This is a genomic window from Nocardia sp. NPDC050435, assembly GCF_040655395.1.
GTDB lineage: Bacteria > Actinomycetota > Actinomycetes > Mycobacteriales > Mycobacteriaceae > Nocardia.
The window spans coordinates 440355-453138 of sequence record NZ_JBFAJW010000005.1 but is presented as its reverse complement, the minus strand read 5'-3'; the positions used below and the strand labels follow the sequence as shown (position 1 = coordinate 453138).

Sequence of the window (12784 nt, the reverse complement as noted above, 5' to 3'; positions counted from 1 at the left end):
CAGATGATATCCGGGCAGCTCGTGCCCGCTACGCTGAACCTCATCATGGGTGAACCGCAGTCCATACAGGGATCGCCGGTCGAGCGCGGACGGCACGCGATTCGAAACGTCGATATCCACGCCTGGTCGCGCCGCTTCGGCCTGCTCGCCGACCCGAACCGGCTGGAAATCCTGCTGTGCCTGCACCGCTCCCCTGGCATCACCGTCGGCGAGTTGGCCGAGGCCACCGGCCGCAGCGAGAACGCCGTCTCCCAGGCGCTGCGCATCCTGCGGCACGAGGACTGCGTCACCTCCACCCGGGTGGGCCGGTCGGTCGTCAACCGTCTCGACGATCCGATCATCCACGAGATCCTGCACACCATCGGCGCCGGGCACGAGTAACGATACCGCCTGCCCACCAGGCTGATCCGCGACGGTAACCGCGCGGCCCGCACCCACGATGCTCACTGTGCGCGTTCGGTGAGGGTGGATGAGGAGGCCCGGTGCACAAGGTGGGGAGCCGCTGGCTCGTGGCGGTGGCGTTGGTCGTGGCGGTGGCGACGGGTGTCACGGTGGTCGTGTGGATGAACCGTTCCACCCCGGCGACGGAGGAGAATTCCGCAGGTTACGGTCGCTTCCGGGTTTCCGCTCGGCTCGATTCGACCCCGGTCCCGCAGTGGACGTTACGTGCCTCCGACCTGTCCGCGGAAGCCGGAGCGGTACTGCTGGCGGCACCGCAGGGCCTGGGTCGGTACTACGGGTACGGGGCTCCGATGGACGGGGGCACGATGATCGTCGCCGCCACCGCGGTACCGACGCCGCCACAGCCGGGCGAAACCAGCGGGCAAAACATCGGGCCGGTCCGGCTGCACGGCCTCGATCCCGGCACCGGGCAGGTGCGGTGGACCACCGAGGTCGGCGAGCTCGACGGCTGCACCGAGCAGCTCTTCGACGGCAAGCTCGCCTGCCGAGGCGCGCGGCGCGTGCTGGTTGTCGAGGTCGTGACCGGGGCCATTCTGGCCGACCAGGCGACCGACTTCGAGGTCACGGACGTGGCGCTGTGGGACGGCGTCGTCTCGGTCACCGGCCGTACCCCGGATTGGATGACCGCCGTCGTGACCCGGGGAACTCTCGCCGATATCGCCGCGACCTGGCGACAGACCTATCCCACACCGGTGCCCGGCGATCCGGTCACGCCCAGGATCAGCACCCGCGACTATTTCCTGGACGGGCACGACCACGCCGTTCGCCTCTACGATCTCCGCACCGGCGATCCGCTGTTCACCGCGCCCATCGTCACGACCTTCGAAGGCGGCTTGATCGCCGAGCAGGAGAACATCTGGCGACCGGACCGCGTGCGGTTTCTCGACCGGGGCGGCAATCCGGTCGGCGAGGTCGGCAACCCCAGCTACATCTTCGACTGGTATCCGACCGTGACCGCGGCCATGCCGCCGATCCTCACCGGCGCGGGCGCCTACGACCGATCCACCGGCCGGCCGCTGTGGACCAACGATCGGATCAGCGTCGACGACAGCACCGGCCGGACGCCCGCCATCGAGGGAATCGTGGGTGACACGGTGATCGTGCGCACCCGCGACTACACCGAGCTGATCGCGTTGGATCTCACCGACGGACACCAGATCTGGCGGCGGCCAACGCCTTTCGCGAACCCGTCGCGGTACTCCCGCTTGGACGGCGTCGCCGACTCCCGGCACCTGATCCTCACCGACGGCGCCGTCGTGCACGCGATCGACGTCTCGGACGGCTCGACAACCTGGTCGATGCCGCTACCGCCGAGCGGGCGGCCGAACTTTTTCACAGCGGTCAAGGCGCTCGGCGGCCGCTTGGTGACGACGACCGCGCAGGAATTCACCGGATATGCCGCCGGCTGAACCTCGTCTCGTCGGTGGAATACACCCGCAGTCTGTAGCGGCGCGCGACCGTCGTCTTGCCCGCGCCGCTACCCCGCCGATCCACCGGGCATGCCGAAGTCGTTCGCACAGTCCGGATGCGGATGTCACCCCGAGTATTCAGTGCTGCCGGGTGGCGCGACTACCCTCGGCGACCATGCCCGATGTCCTCGCCTGGTTACAGCACTGGTACGCCGCACAGTGCGACGGCGGATGGGAACACACCTGGGGTGTCCATCGATACGCTCGACAACCCGGGCTGGCGGGTCGAAATCGATCTCGCGGAAACGGACCTGGCCGACCAGCAGCATCCCCGCCGGCAGATCGACCGCACCGAGGACGACTGGGTGCACGCGTGGACCACCGGCCAGAAGTTCCACTTGGCTTGTGGGCCGGGCAATCTCACCGAGGCACTCACCCTGTTCCGCACCTGGACCGAGACGATCGAGCACTGACGCGACTACACACCGCTCACAGGGGTGCGTCGTTGTTGCGGGTGTTGAAGGTGCGCAGGCCGATTGCGGCGGCGGCGAGGAGGGCGATGCTGCTGGCCAGGAGTGCGCGGCCGAAGCCTGCGGCGAGGGCTTCGGGTGGGGTGGTGCCGCGGGAGAGCAGGGTGGTGGTGTGTGCGGTGGCCAGGGTGGTGAGGATGGCGAGGCCCAGTGCGCCGCCGAGCTGCTGGGAGCTGTTGAGCAAGGCGGCGGCGAGGCCGGCTCGGTCCGGCGCGACACCGGCGTTGGCGGCGTTGGTGACCGCGACCAGGACCGTGCCGAGACCCAGAGACATCACCATCATGCCGGGCAGCAGGTCGGTGCGGAACTCGCCGTCCACCGGCAGCCGGGACAGCAGGAACACCCCGAGCGCGGCGAGCAGGCAGCCGCCCACGATCAGCGGCTTAGTGCCGGTCAGCGGAATCAGTTTGGTCGTGGTCCCGGCGCCGATTCCGACACCGAAGGTGAGCGGGAGGTAGACCAAACCCGTTGTCAGCGCCGAATATTCGAGCACGTTCTGCATGTAGAGGGTGAGGAAGAAGAACATCGACATGAACCCGGCGATGGCGATCAACTGGGTGGCGTCGGCAGCGGCGAGCCCGCGGACCCGGAAGATCGACAACGGCAGCAGCGGATTCGGATGCCGGTGCTCGTTCAGCACGAATGCGGCCAGCAGCAGCGCCGCGCCGGCCAAGCGCGCGATCGTGCCCGGCGAATCCCATTCCGCGCCAGGTGCTTCGACCACTGCGTAGACCAGCAACAGCAGTCCGGCGGTGCCGAGAACAGCGCCCGCGGCGTCGAAATCCCGGCTCGACGCGCGCCGCCGGTCGTCCGGCAGCAGCCGGTAGATGGCGGCCAGGAGCAGCGCGCAGAGAATCGGGTTGATCAGCAGAACCGAACGCCAGCCGAAGAATTCGGTCAGCACCCCACCGAGCAGCACACCGGCGGTCGAGGCGAGCCCGATCATCGCGCCCCAGGCGCCGAGTGCCCGATTGCGATCGGAGCCCTCCTCGAAGGTGGTCGTCACCAGCGACAGCGCCGCGGGCATCATCAACGCCGCGCCCGCGCCCTGCACCAGGCGGGCGCCGACGAGAAGCGGTGCGGTAGTGGCGAATCCGCCCACCAGCGAGGACAGAGCGAAAACGACCACGCCGACGACGAGCACCCGCCGACGCCCGAGCAGGTCGGCCGCGCGCCCGCCCAGCAGCATGAAGCCGCCGTAGGTCAGCAGATAGCCGGTGGCGACCCATTGCAGCCCGGGCTCGGAGAAGCCCAGCCGATCCTGGATCGAGGGCAGCGCCACGTTGACGATCACGGCATCCATGAAGTCCAGGAAGCCGATCGCGCACAGCAGCGCGAGAATCAGCTTGCCGCGCCAAGTGGACAGAACAGAAGGCTTGCTCACCGCACGAGTCATGACGAGGTGCTCATTTCAGGTCGTGTCCGCCGAATCAGGTGGCCCCGATATGTGTTCGAACCGGCGCGCATACAGCCCCCGCCGCCCGGTGCAGTTGATAGAGTAAACCACGATGGATAAAAACAAGCAGGAATCGAGGGCCGCGCGCTCCTACGGCCAGTTCTGTGCTCTCGCACGCGCGTTGGATGTCGTCGGCGAGCGCTGGACCTTGCTCATCGTGCGCGAACTACTCCCCGGCCCGATGCGCTACACCGAGCTGAAAACCTCGCTGTCCGGCATCGCGACCAACCTGCTGGCGGAACGACTGCGAGCACTGGAGTCCAACGGGCTCGTGCAGCGGGAACTCGGCGATTCGGGAGTCCGCTACGCCCTGACCGAGCGCGGCGCGGCACTGCGGGAGCCCATGGAGTCGCTCGGCCGCTGGGGTGCGCCGCTGCTGGCCACCGGGCGCGACGACGACGCGTTCCAGCCCCGCTGGCTGACGCTCGCCCTGCCCGCTCTGCTGCGGGGCAGGACCGCGACGCCCCCGGTGGAACTGGGCATCGAGACCGACGGCTTTCGCATGGTCCTGCGCCTGGCCGAGGACGGCCCGGAGGCGACCGTCTGGACCGGCCAGCAGCCGGACACGAGCATCCGCGCCGAGCCGGAGATCGTCGTCGGGCTCGCGGCAGGCGGACTCACGATCGATCAGGCGCTGTCGGCGGCAGAACTGCACGGCGACAAGGAAACTCTCGCCCGGATCTTCGATTCAGGGCGGACCATCGCGTAGACGGACGGCAGGACTCGGCAACGCAGTCGCTCACACCGGCGCGGCCGCCCACCACCGGTCGACCAGATTCTGCCCGGAGTCGCCCCCGTAGATCAGCAGCTGGCAATGCCTGCGCCCGACGTCGTCGAAGACGACCGTCGCGGCCCCCGCCGGAGCCCCGTTCGGGCCCCGGACATCACGCCAGACGATGCGGCCGGTGCCCGAAATGCGTTCCCACGGCTGCTCTCCGATCACCACGTCCTTGACGCCGATCACCGGTTTCGTATTGGAGCTGCGGTCCACATTGCACAGCACCACCAGCAGATGCAGCGGGTCCTTGTTGCCGTTGCAGGACAGCTGCACCTCCCCTGCGGCGGGCACGCCGAGGTCGACCGGGCGGCGATCGGAATCGAGTGCGACACAGCGCATCCCCTGAAATCCGGTCGTATCCGGTGCCGTGGGAAGCAGCCCCGGGAACGCGCGCACCACGAAGGTGTGACTCCCCCAGGAGGCCGGGGCGGGTGTGGTCGTAATGGGTCGGACGACGCTCGTCGCACTCGGCGGGGTCGCCACCGTCGTGCCCGAATCCTTGTTCGCGACAACGATTCCGGCCCCGGCCAGCACCGCGACCACGCCGAGAACTCCGGCGATCACGCCGCGGCGCGCCCGCCGAGGCCGGCGCACCGGTGGCTGTGGCGGCGGTTGCGGGGCCACTACTCCGCCGCGCCAGGCGGCGATCGCGGCGGCGGCCAGTGCACCACAGGAACCGAAGCGCGCCTGCGGCGACTTGGCCATGGCCTGGGCGAGCACCGCGTCGAGCGCCGGGGGCAGCTCCGGACGCACCGCGCTGGGCCGGGGCGGCGGCTCGTTCACATGGGCGTTGACGATCGCGGCCGGCGTGGCCCGCGGAAACGGCTTCGCGCCGGTCAGCAGGTGGTAAAGGGTGCCGCCGAGGGCGTAGACGTCGGCGCGGTGATCCACCCGCTCGCCGATCAACTGCTCCGGCGCGGCGTAGGCCAGGGTCGCGAGCACCGTCCCGGCCTCCGTGAGCGCGGTGGTCTCGCTCGCGGATCGGCCGATTCCGAAATCGGTGACCAGCACCCGGTCCGGACGGCCGTCGCCGGAGTCGATCAGGATGTTGGCGGGCTTCACATCCCGATGCACCATGCCGGCCCGGTGCGCTTCATCGAGTCCGCGGGCCGCCTGCTCGATGATGAACAGCACCCGCTCGATCGACGGGCGGGCGACAGGGCGCAGCAACGCCTCGGCGTCGGTACCGTCGATGTACTGCATGGCGATCCACAGCCGCCCGTCCTCGACACCGCGATCGTGCACAGCGACGACGTTCGGGTGATTGAGGCGCGCGGTGAGCTCGGCTTCCCGGATGAACCGGGCGCGGAACTCGGGGTCGGCACTGTGCTCGGCGGCGAGCACCTTCAGCGCGTCGCGCCGCGGCAGTCGCGGATGCCGGGCGGCGTAGACGGTGCCCATGCCACCGCCGCCGAGCACCTCCTCGATCAGGTAGCCGGCGAAGACGGTGCCGGGACGCAGTTTTCCGGTCATCGGCTCACTCGTCGCGGAGCAGCAGCGCGTACTGCGCCGCGGCTTTCTGATGGACCAGGCGCAGCGAGCGTCCGTAGAGGATCGCGCCGTAGCGGCCCGCGAGCAGGCGGCAGCCGAACTTGAGACTGTTCACCACCGCGATCTGGCCTTCGTAGCAGATCACGTCGGGCAGTCCGGCCGGCGGCGGCGCGGCGCGCAACTCGGGATCTGTCGCCTCCTCGGCGGCGGACTCGGTGTAGTCCTTGCGCGCGGTGACGGCGTCCGGATACCGGCGCACCGCGTGCGAGCCATTGAGCGCCATCCGAATGTCGGTGGAATCCTTCCTGCTGACCCGATGCGCGGCGCGTGGACCGTAGACCACGCCGCTGACCTGAAAAGACGAGCGCCAGCCCGCGTTCTCGTCGCCGGCCCGGGCGAGCACCGTCGGGGCCGGCCAGACTCCGGGCGCTTCGGGCAGCACCCGGCCCAGCAGTCCTTCGGCATCGAGGGGCAGGGTCGCGAGCTGCGCCTCGGGCGTCGGGGTGAACCCGCGCAGCCGCGCCACCTGGGCGGTGAATGCCGCGCGGGCCAGACCGGTGAGGGTGGCGAGATCCGGCGAGGTGGCACCGGCGAGCACGCTGATCACGAACGGGCCGTCGGCCATCGTCGCCGCCAGCGTCGGCACCGCCGGCCGCCAATGACTCTGCGCGCCAGTGTGTTCGGGAATCGGGACCGCCACGTTGTCCGGACTGACCGCCTTGTCCACCGCGTCGATGTCCGCGGCCGCCCGCTCGGCCGCGCCCTGGTCGGGGAAACGCAGCAGCAGAACCGTCAGCAACCGGGCTCGCCCCACCGCGACCGTGCTGTCCATCTGCTGGTCCATGCCGCCCACGGAGAACCCGGCCAGCATCCCGTGACGCTTCAGCACCGCGCGGACCGGCTGCGCCAGGAAACCGGCCTTCTCCGGCACCGGGATCGGCACCGACGCGATGGTGCCGAGGCCGAACCGCAGCGTCGCGTCGGCCTCGACCGGATCGATCACCGCCTCGCCCATCCGGATGGATTCGAGCACCCGGCCGTAGTCCGGGTTGTCGTTGCGCGGTGCGGTTTGCGGCTCCGAGGCGAAGGGCCCGAGGTCGAGCGCGGCCAGGTCGGGGCGGGCCGGGATCGGATGTCCCGGATCGGCGCAACCGGCGGCGACGAGCAGCGCCGCCGCGCCTGCCACGATCCGAATCCATTTGTCACAGTGGAGCATCGGCGAACCACCCGTCGTAGACCTCGGCCGCGGAGCCGAGCGTGTCGACCTCGAGATAGCAGTGGCTGCGCCGCGGATTGTCGAAGTACACCTCGACGGTGCCGACCACCTGCCGGTTGCTGCTGACGAAGCTGCCCCACCGCATGTACCCGGTGCCCGAGGCCCGGGTCCAGCGCCGCTCCCCCACCAGCTGCCTGCGTGTCGGTACGACCGTCATCCGGGAGCGATCGGCGTTGCAGACGGCGATCAGCAAGGTCACCGGTCGTTGATCGCCGGTGCAGATCACCCGGCCCACCCGCGGCGGCTCGTCCACCGAGACCTCCTCGATGCGCTCGTCGACCGGGCTGCACGCGAACAGCTCGCGGTAGCCGATGCCGTCGACCGACACCGGCAGTAGATCCGGAAACGCCTCGGCGACAAAGGCATACGCGCCCCACAGTGCGGTGTCGAGCTGGACCGAGCGGGTGCCCGGGGTCGCGCTCGTCGTGGTCGCGGGCGTGGCCGTGACATCCGGGTCCGGGTCGCGGCCCGCGAGCACCGCCGCGCCCACGACCAGCGAGACGACGACCACCAGCGCCGCGCCGAGCGCGAGCCGTCGCCGTCGCGGAGGGGCGGGAGGATTGGCGGCAGCGGCGGCCGCGGCCGCCAGCGTCGCGCAGTCCGGGAAGCGCGGGTCACCGGCCAGGGCCGCGGCGACGATCCCATCGAAACCCGCTGGCACCCAAGGATTTACCTGTGTCGGAGCCGAAGGCTGCGCCGTTGCCGGTGCGCCGGTGAGCATTTCGTAGAGGACCGACCCCAGCGCCCGCACGTCGGCGGCGGCCGGTGCCGCACCGAGACGGACGGTCTCGCTGTCGAAGTCCGCCGAGCCGCCCGGGAGTCGTGTCGTCTCCGCCGGTGCCGGGTCTGCCACCGTGACCCGGTCCGGGCCGCCGGGCTGTTCGACGACCCGGATATCGGAGGCCCGCAGGGTGCCGGTCGCCCGGCCGTCACGGCGGCGCTCGTCGAGCACCCGTGCCGTCTCACGCACGATGTGGACCGTGCGCGCGATGTCCAGCGTCCCGCGCGGGATCATCGCGGCTACGGTGATGCCGTCGTCGACGTGCACCGTGTCTCCCCTCGGTCACAGCGGCGCATCGCGCCACCAGCGGTCGAAAAGCTCCTGCCCGGTCGCGCCGCCGTGTGCCGAGAGGCCGCAGAAATTCCGGGCGACGTCGTCGAACTGCACGTACATCAGCCCCTCCGGCCGACCGGCGGCATCGACGGTGTCGCCCCAGATCACCCGGGCCCGCCCCGCGGGACCGTCCTCCTGCTGATCGCCGGCGATCGTCATCGCCTCCGCCAGCACGGCCGGGTCCACGGGCAACGTGGTGGGTACGAGGTTCCAGTTGCAGGTCACCAGCAGCCAGCGCAGCGGATCCTGGTTGCCGGTGCAGGACAGGCGCGCGCTCTTGTCCGGTCGCGCGTTCAGGTCGATCTGCTTCATGTCCACGTTGACCGGCACACACCGGATCCCCTGGTAGCCACTGCCGATCGGGGCGGCGGGCAGCAGGGTGGGCAGTGCGTCGGCGATGAAGGCATAGCTGCCCCACGACACCGCCGCCGGCTTGACGGGCGCGCTGACCGGTGCCGAACTCGGCAGCGCGACCGGCGTGCCCGGAATCGGATCGGGCGCGCGCAGCGCGACGAATCCGGCGGCCGCCAGCACACCCACGATCAGCGCGGCCGCCGCGATCAGCGGCCGGGTGCGGCGGGCCGGAGCCGCGGCCACGGGCGCACCGAACGCGTCGCGCGCCGCCTCGGCGAGCTCACCGCAGGACCGATAGCGCCGCTCCGGGTCCTTCGCCAGCGCGGTGGCGAGGACCGTGTCGATCGCGGCGGGTAGCCGGGGATCACGGGCGCTGGCCCGCGGCGGCGGGTCGTGCAGGTGGGCGTGCATCACCGCTACCGCGCTCGCGCGCGGGAACGGCTTCGCCCCGGTCAGCAGTTCGTACAGGGTGCAGCCCAGGGCGTAGACGTCCACCCGGTGGTCGAGGGCGCGGGCCGCGATCTGCTCGGGCGCCGCGTAGGCCAGCGTCGCCAGCACCGCTCCGACTTCGGTCAGCGCGGTCGATTCGGTGGCGGCGCGGGCGATTCCGAAGTCGGTGACATACACCCGGTCCGGCTGGCCGGGACGCGGCTCCAGCAGGATGTTGGCCGGTTTCACGTCACGGTGCAGCAGCCCCGCCCGATGCGCGGCGTCCAGCCCGGCGGCCGCTTCGCCGATGATGTGCAGCGCCGACGCGGGAGCCAGGCCGGTCGGTGCGGCGGCGATCAGCGCGGCCGCGTCCTTGCCGTCCACCAGCTGCATGGCGATCCAGAGTCGCCCCTGCTCTTCGCCCCGGTCCCGGACCGCGACGATATTGGGATGATCCAGGCGCGCCACGAGTTCGGCCTCGCGCGCGAACCGGGCCCGGAACTCGGGGTCGGCGCCGTGCTCGTCCGCGAGCACCTTCAGCGCGTCGTAGCGCGGCAGTCGCGGATGCCGGGCCGCGTAGACGGTGCCCATGCCACCGCCGCCGAGCACCCGATCGATCCGATATCCGGCGAATACCGTTGCCGGGGTCAGTTTTCCGGACATCGGCTCACGCACCGTTCATGAGCAGGCCGTACTGGGCCGCGGCCTTGTGCTGTGCGTTGGTCAGCTCCCGGGCGAACAGCGTGGTGAAGTAGCGGCCGTAGACGACACGGCAGACATACCGCAGCACCCCCAGCGTGTCCGGGTCCGGCGATTCGACGCATCGCACGTCGTCCAGTCCGGCCGGGCCCGGAACGGGACGCAGGCCCTCTTCGCCGTCTTTGCGCACGGCCCGGTCGAAAGCACGGCGTGCCGCTACCGGGTCGCGCATGCGGAACAGCGGGTTGAAGCCGTTGAACGCCATGGCCTCCGCCTCGAGGGGTTTGGTCCGATCCAGGTAGAGGTAGGCGCCGCGGGGTCCGAAAACCAGGCCGCTGGGCTGCAGCGTGCCGTCCCAGCCCGCGTTCATCCGCAGGGTGTAGGAGGTGATCGCGGGAAAAGGCCAGCGGCTCGGCGCCTGCGGCACCATCATCCGCAACATTCCCTGCGGATCGAGCGGCATGGCGGCGAACTGTTCCGGTGGCGTGGGCCGGAAGTCGCGCAGCCGCGCCGCCTGCGCGGTGAACGCCTTGGCCGCCACCTCCGTCAGCACCACCGGATCCGGGGCGGTGTGGCCGACGAGCAGGCTCATCACATAGCTTCCGGTGGCCAGCGTGGCCGCGAGCGTGGGCACGTTCGGACGCCAATGCGCCAGCGCCGCGGCATGACCCGGGATGGCGATCGCCACGTTGTCCGGGCTCACCGCGGCGTCCACCGCGTCCATCTCGCGGGCCGCCCGCTCGGCGGCCGGCGCGTCGGCGAATCGGGTCACGACCACGGTGAGCAGCCGCGATCGGCCGACCTCCGGGCGGCGCGACTCCTCCACCCGGTCGGTGCCGCTGACCGAGGCGGCCACCACCATCCCGTGGCGCTCGAGGACCTCGCGGACCGGGTGCGCGAGCACCGTCGTCACCCGCGCCGGTGAGGGCAGCGCGGCCATACCGGACGACGTGGGAGCGCGGTTGAACGCGGGGTCCGCCTCGACGGGATCGATCAGCGCCTCGGTGAGGCGCGCCGCTTCCATTGTCCGGCCGTACTCTTCGCTGCCGGCGGGGACCTCGAGCGGGACGACGCTGTAGGCGCCCACCCCGAGCGAGTTCGGGTCCACCCGCTGCGGCCGCGCCTCCCCGGCGACGGTGCAGCCCGTCAGCAGCGCGACCACCACCACCGTCCAGAGCACCCTACAGCGGCGCATTCGCCCACCACCGATCGCGCAGAAGGGTTCCCGTCGGCCCCTCGCCCAGCACCCGGATCCGGCAGAAGTTGCGGTCCGCGTCGTCGAAATACACGTCGAGCACGCCCCAGACCCGGCCATCGAGGAAGGTGCCGGTGCCGGAGTACAGGTCGCTGCCCCAGAAGACGTGGCCGCTGCCCGAGGGCCTGCTCCAGGGCTGGTCGCCCTCGACCTTCGCATAGGAGCGAGTGGGGGCGATCGGCGAACGATCGGCGTTGCAGACCACTTCCACCGAGCCCGCGGGATCGCGATCGCCCAGACAGAACAGTTTGCCGATCGGCATGGCGACATCCAGCGAGTTGTTGCTGGTCTCGGCCTGCGGGGTGCAGGCCGTCAGGTTCTGGTACCCGGCTCCGTACGGGAATGCGGGAAGCAGCGTCGGAAACGTCTCGGGGATATAGGCATACAGGCCCCAGTTCGCCGGATCGACACTGTCGGCCACCGGTCGGTGCGGGCCCGCGGACACCGTCGGCCGCCCGATGCCGACGAACCACACCGTCGTGACGACCAGCGCCAGCACCGCCGCCAGCGCCCCCGCGACCAGGACCGGGCGGCGGACCCGGGGCTCGGCTCCCTGCAGCGCGGCGGCCGCGGCTTTCGCCAGTGCGCCGCAGCTGTCGTATCTGTCGCCCGGCTCCTTGGCCATGGCCTTGGCGATCACCGCGTCGAAAGCTCTGGGCACCTCTGGGTTTCGGGCCGTGGGGCGCGGCGGAGGCTCGTGCAGATGCGCGTACATGACCGAGCCGGGACTGTTGCGCGGGAACGGAACCGTGCCGGTCAGCATGTGGTAAAGCGTCGCGCCCAGCGCGTAGACATCCGCGCGCCGGTCGACCGGGGTGCCGCTGATCTGCTCGGGTGGGGCGTAGGCCAGCGTGGCGGCGATCGCGCCCGGACCGGACAGTGTGGCGGAATCGTCGGCGGCCCTGGCGATTCCGAAATCGGTGACGAGCACCCGGTCGGGTGCGCCCGGCTGTTCGGCGACTAGCAGGTTGGCGGGTTTCACATCACGGTGCAGCAGCCCGGCACGGTGGAGTTCGTCGAGGCCCTGGGCCGCTTCGGTCAGGATGTGCACCGCGCGTGCCACGGTCAGGACCGCGGGGCCGCGTTTGATCAGCACACCGAGGTCGACGCCCTCGACGTACTGCATCGCGATCCATAGTCGGCCGTCCTGATCGCCGCGGTCACGGACGGCCACCAGGTTCGGATGCTGGACGCGCGCAGCGATTTCGGCCTCCCGCAGGAAGCGGGCGCGGAATTGCGGGTCGCCGCTGCGTTCCTCGGACAGGATCTTCACGGCGTCGACCCGCGACAGGCGCGGATGGCGTGCCGAGTAGACGGTGCCCATCCCGCCGCTGCCGAGCTTCCGCTCGATGACGTACCCGCCGAAGGCGGTGCCCTCGACACCGACCATCCGGGCCTCCCTTCCCGAAATGCAGCCGAAAACATGGCGCAGATCTGGAAAATCCCGTAGTGCGGCCCCGGCTAGGCAGGACTATATCAGCGCGGCGGGGGCCATTTCCGGGGTCCGGTCCGGCTTTTCACCCGACCGGAA

At 70.6% G+C, this 12784-nt stretch carries 11 protein-coding genes; 4 read left to right on the top strand and 7 right to left on the bottom strand.

Annotation, left to right across the window (positions count from 1 at the left end; translation table 11 throughout):
• The first annotated feature begins 45 nt into the window (after positions 1–45).
• The 3 genes from AB0I43_RS18125 to AB0I43_RS18115 all read left to right on the top strand — a co-directional run bounded on the left by AB0I43_RS18125 (position 46) and on the right by AB0I43_RS18115 (position 2344).
• The gene (locus AB0I43_RS18125) at positions 46–381 is read left to right on the top strand and encodes a metalloregulator ArsR/SmtB family transcription factor (protein WP_356979303.1); all 336 of its coding nucleotides are present in this window, start codon (positions 46–48) and stop codon (positions 379–381) included.
• Positions 382–482: 101 nt separating this feature from the next.
• Positions 483–1871 carry a PQQ-binding-like beta-propeller repeat protein gene (locus AB0I43_RS18120; protein ID WP_356979302.1) on the top strand — a complete coding sequence of 463 codons (1389 nt, stop codon included), beginning with the start codon at positions 483–485 and terminating at the stop codon, positions 1869–1871.
• Positions 1872–2119: 248 nt separating this feature from the next.
• Positions 2120–2344 carry an Imm53 family immunity protein gene (locus AB0I43_RS18115; RefSeq protein ID WP_357432450.1) on the top strand — a complete coding sequence of 75 codons (225 nt, stop codon included), beginning with the start codon at positions 2120–2122 and terminating at the stop codon, positions 2342–2344.
• 16 nt (positions 2345–2360) lie between these two features.
• On the opposite strand, the gene AB0I43_RS18110 is transcribed toward AB0I43_RS18115, so the two are convergent.
• Positions 2361–3797, bottom strand: a complete 1437-nt coding sequence (locus AB0I43_RS18110) for an MFS transporter (protein ID WP_356979300.1) — start codon at positions 3795–3797, stop codon at positions 2361–2363.
• 112 nt (positions 3798–3909) lie between these two features.
• Here AB0I43_RS18110 and AB0I43_RS18105 point away from each other — a divergent pair, with 112 nt between their 5' ends.
• Positions 3910–4566 carry a helix-turn-helix domain-containing protein gene (locus tag AB0I43_RS18105; protein ID WP_356979298.1) on the top strand — a complete coding sequence of 219 codons (657 nt, stop codon included), beginning with the start codon at positions 3910–3912 and terminating at the stop codon, positions 4564–4566.
• Between the two features lie 30 nt (positions 4567–4596).
• Here AB0I43_RS18105 and AB0I43_RS18100 read toward each other — a convergent pair whose 3' ends face one another.
• Genes AB0I43_RS18100 through AB0I43_RS18075 form a run of 6 tightly spaced genes read right to left on the bottom strand, consistent with a single transcriptional unit; the run spans position 4597 to position 12643 of the window.
• The gene (locus tag AB0I43_RS18100) at positions 4597–6108 is read right to left on the bottom strand and encodes a serine/threonine-protein kinase (RefSeq protein WP_356979296.1); all 1512 of its coding nucleotides are present in this window, start codon (positions 6106–6108) and stop codon (positions 4597–4599) included.
• Between the two features lie 4 nt (positions 6109–6112).
• Positions 6113–7312: a hypothetical protein gene (locus AB0I43_RS18095; protein WP_356979295.1), complete on the bottom strand. Its 1200-nt coding sequence runs from the start codon at positions 7310–7312 to the stop codon at positions 6113–6115.
• Positions 7313–7328: 16 nt separating this feature from the next.
• A complete protein-coding gene (locus AB0I43_RS18090; RefSeq protein ID WP_356979293.1) occupies positions 7329–8450 on the bottom strand; it encodes a hypothetical protein in 1122 nt (373 codons plus the stop codon).
• A 15-nt stretch (positions 8451–8465) separates the two neighbouring features.
• Complete coding sequence (locus AB0I43_RS18085) at positions 8466–9962, bottom strand: serine/threonine-protein kinase (protein ID WP_356979292.1); 1497 nt, start codon at positions 9960–9962, stop codon at positions 8466–8468.
• A gap of 4 nt (positions 9963–9966) precedes the next feature.
• The gene (locus tag AB0I43_RS18080) at positions 9967–11193 is read right to left on the bottom strand and encodes a hypothetical protein (RefSeq protein WP_356979291.1); all 1227 of its coding nucleotides are present in this window, start codon (positions 11191–11193) and stop codon (positions 9967–9969) included.
• The gene (locus tag AB0I43_RS18075) at positions 11180–12643 is read right to left on the bottom strand and encodes a serine/threonine-protein kinase (protein ID WP_356979290.1); all 1464 of its coding nucleotides are present in this window, start codon (positions 12641–12643) and stop codon (positions 11180–11182) included. Before AB0I43_RS18075 ends, AB0I43_RS18080 begins: the two co-directional genes overlap by 14 nt.
• Positions 12644–12784 lie beyond the last annotated feature (141 nt).